At 76.8% G+C, this 3,002-nt stretch carries 2 protein-coding genes and 1 pseudogene; all 3 read right to left on the reverse strand.

Features of this window, described 5'->3' with window-relative positions; genetic code table 11:
• Positions 1-467: pseudogene (locus tag AC5FZL_RS16225) on the reverse strand (hypothetical protein); the annotation flags it as partial.
• A gap of 156 nt (positions 468-623) precedes the next feature.
• Positions 624-1,604: a porphobilinogen synthase gene (hemB, locus tag AC5FZL_RS16230; RefSeq protein WP_493619913.1), complete on the reverse strand. Its 981-nt coding sequence runs from the start codon at positions 1,602-1,604 to the stop codon at positions 624-626.
• Positions 1,604-3,001 carry a bifunctional uroporphyrinogen-III C-methyltransferase/uroporphyrinogen-III synthase gene (locus AC5FZL_RS16235; RefSeq protein WP_493619914.1) on the reverse strand — a complete coding sequence of 466 codons (1,398 nt, stop codon included), beginning with the start codon at positions 2,999-3,001 and terminating at the stop codon, positions 1,604-1,606. The genes hemB and AC5FZL_RS16235 overlap by 1 nt, the downstream gene beginning before the upstream one ends.
• Between the last annotated feature and the right edge of the window lies 1 nt (position 3,002).

Below are 3,002 nucleotides of genomic sequence, written 5' to 3' on the forward strand. Positions count from 1 at the left end.
GGCTCGGAGATGTGGAGAAGAGACAGGCGGATGGTGGAGCTGCCGGTCCGCGGCGCCCGGTGCTGGGGGGCGCCCCCCGCGCCGGCCCGGCGGGGGGCGTCGTCCGCCGTCGCGGCCTCCGGCGCCACGGACGGCGCCACGGACGGCGGCTCCTGCGCGGCCCGCCCGTAGTGGTCGCGCAGGAGGTCCTCGTCGGGGACGCTCAGCGCGTCCCGGGAGGACGTCGCGGGCGCGCTCCTCACCGCCTCGCGGGAGTGGGCGAGGCGAACGCTCCCGGCCACCTCCTGCGCGTCGTCCGCGGGGACGACGGAGCGGCCCCCACCGGTCAGCTCGACGTCGATCCACTCGACGTCGCCGGTGGTGTCGTCGGTGAAGGCGCCGGAGCACGTGCCGAGGGGCGCGCCGGTGCGGTCGGTGACCGGCATGCCCTTCCACCTGCGGGCGGCTTCGAGGGACGGTGCGGTCATCGTCGGCCAGCTCCTTCGGTCGTCGCACGCGCCCACCGGGCCCAGCGGGCGCTCGAGGACGAACGTACCGACACCGGGTCGTCCCGGGCGCGCTGAGACCCGGCGCGCTGAGACCGGCGCGCTGAGACCCGGTGCGCCGGACCGGCGTCCTGCGGGTCAGCCCCGGCGGAGCAGCGTGGCGACCTCGGTCGCCCAGTACGTCAGGGTGGCGGTCGCCCCGGCGCGCTGCACCGACAGCAGCGTCTCGAGGATCGAGCGCTCCCGGTCGATCCAGCCGTTCGCGGCGGCCGCCTCGACCATCGCGTACTCCCCGGAGACCTGGTACGCCCAGACCGGCACGTCCACCACCGCGGCGACGTCGGAGAGCACGTCGAGGTAGGGCAGCGCGGGCTTGACCATGACGACGTCGGCGCCCTCGGCCACGTCCAGGCGCACCTCGCGCAGCGCCTCGCGGCGGTTGCCCGGGTCCATCTGGTAGCTCTTGCGGTCACCGGTGAGGGTGGAGTCGACGGCCTCGCGGAAGGGCCCGTAGAAGGCCGACGCGTACTTGGCCGCGTAGGCCAGGAGCAGCACGTCGTCGCGCCCGGCGGCGTCCAGCGCGCCGCGCACGGCGGCGGTCTGGCCGTCCATCATCCCGCTCAGGCCCAGCAGGTGGGCCCCGGCGGCCGCCTGGGCCAGCCCCATGGAGGTGTAGCGCTCCAGCGTGGCGTCGTTGTCGACCCGGCCGGCGTCGTCGAGGACGCCGCAGTGGCCGTGGTCGGTGAACTCGTCCAGGCAGAGGTCGGCCATCACCACCGCCCGGTCGCCGACCGCGTCGGCCACCGCGCGCAGCGCGAGGTTGAGGATGCCCTCGGGGTCGTCGGCGCCGCTGCCGCGCGCGTCGCGCACCGCGGGCACGCCGAAGAGCATCAGCCCGCCGACCCCGGCGTCCACGGCCTCGGCGGCGGCGTCGACCAGCGAGGACAGGGTGTGCTGGAGCACTCCGGGCATGCTGCCCAGCGGCGACGGGTCGCTCAGGCCCTCCTTGACGAACAGCGGCAGCACGAGGCGCTCGGGCGCCAGGTGGTGCTCGGCGTTCAGCGAGCGCAGCGCCGGGGTGGCGCGCAGGCGCCGGGGGCGCTCGGCGGGGAAGCCCATCAGCGGCTGCGCCTCCGCGCGCCGCCGCGGCGCTCGCTCGGGCGCAGCACCGGCTCGCCGGCCTCCTCGGCCGCGGCGCGCAGCTGCGCGCCGTGCTCGGCCAGGGCGTCGACGAGCGAGGCGATGCTCGCCTCCGGCGCCTGGACGTCGACGCGCAGGCCGAGCTCGGTGGCCGCGGCGCAGGTCGCCGGGCCGATGCAGGCCACCACCGTCGCCGGGTGCGGCTTGCCCGCGATGCCGACGAGGTTGCGCACCGTGGAGGAGGAGGTGAAGACGACGGCGTCGAAGGCCCCGGTCTTGATCGCGTCGCGCACCGGCGCGGGCGGCGGGGCGGCCCGCACGGTGCGGTAGGCCGTGACGTCGTCGACCTGCCAGCCGATCGCCTGCAGCCCCTCGACGAGGGACTCCGTCGCGATGTCGGCGCGGGGCAGGAAGACGCGGTCGATCGGGTCGAGCACCTCGTCGAACGGCGGCCAGTCGGCCAGCAGCCCGGACGCCGACTGCTCGCCGGAGGGCACGAGGTCGGGCTCGATGCCCCACTCGCGCAGCGCCTGCGCGGTGGTGCCGCCGACCGCGGCGACCTTCAGGCCCGAGAAGGCCCGGGCGTCGAGGCCGTACTCGCGGAACTTCTCGCGGACGGCGCGCACGGCGTTGACCGAGGTGAAGCCCACCCACTCGTACCGGCCGGTGACCAGGCCGCGCACGGCCTTCTCCATCTGGTGCGGGGTGCGCGGGGGCTCCACGGCGATCGTGGGGACGACCTCGCTGACCGCACCGGCGGCGGCCAGGGCCTCGACGGCCGAGCCGGACTGCGCCTGCGTGCGCGGGACGAGCACCCGCCAGCCGAACAGCGGCCGGTTCTCGAACCAGGAGAGCTTGTCGCGCTTGCCCGTGCCCGGGCCGATGACGGCGACGAGCGGGGCCGGCACCTGCTCGGCCTCGACCGAGAGCACGTCGGCCAGCGTCGAGAGGGTGGCCGTGACGGTGCGCTGCGCGGTGGTGGTGGCGCGGGAGGTCACGACGACCTCCTGGTCGCCCGAGCGGCCCGCCGCCACGAGCGACTTCGCGGCGACGCCGAGGTCCTCGGCGGAGCCGGAGACGACGAGCGTGCCGGGCACCTTGGCCACGGCGTCCACGGCCGCCTCTCCCAGGGCGGCGTCCAGCACGTGGACGTCGCTGGCCCGGGCGGTGGCGGTGGCCACGCCGGCGTAGATCGGGACCGCGACGGCCGCGGAGACGCCGGGGGCGACCTCGACGCGGACGCCGGCCTTGCGGCAGGCGGCGATCTCCTCGGCCAGGGCGGGGCAGCCCGTGCCGTCGCCGGCGAACAGCCGCACGACGGCGCGGCCGCTGCGGGCCGGCGCGGTGAGCAGCTTCGCGCGGCCGGCCGCGGTCAGC

The organism is Quadrisphaera sp. DVD1 (assembly GCF_058932755.1).

What these genes read in the sequence shown, in the direction of transcription:
- hemB (WP_493619913.1), bottom strand. Translation starts at nt 1,604, where the DNA reads ATGGGCTTCCCCGCCGAGCGCCCCCGGCGCCTGCGCGCCACCCCGGCG.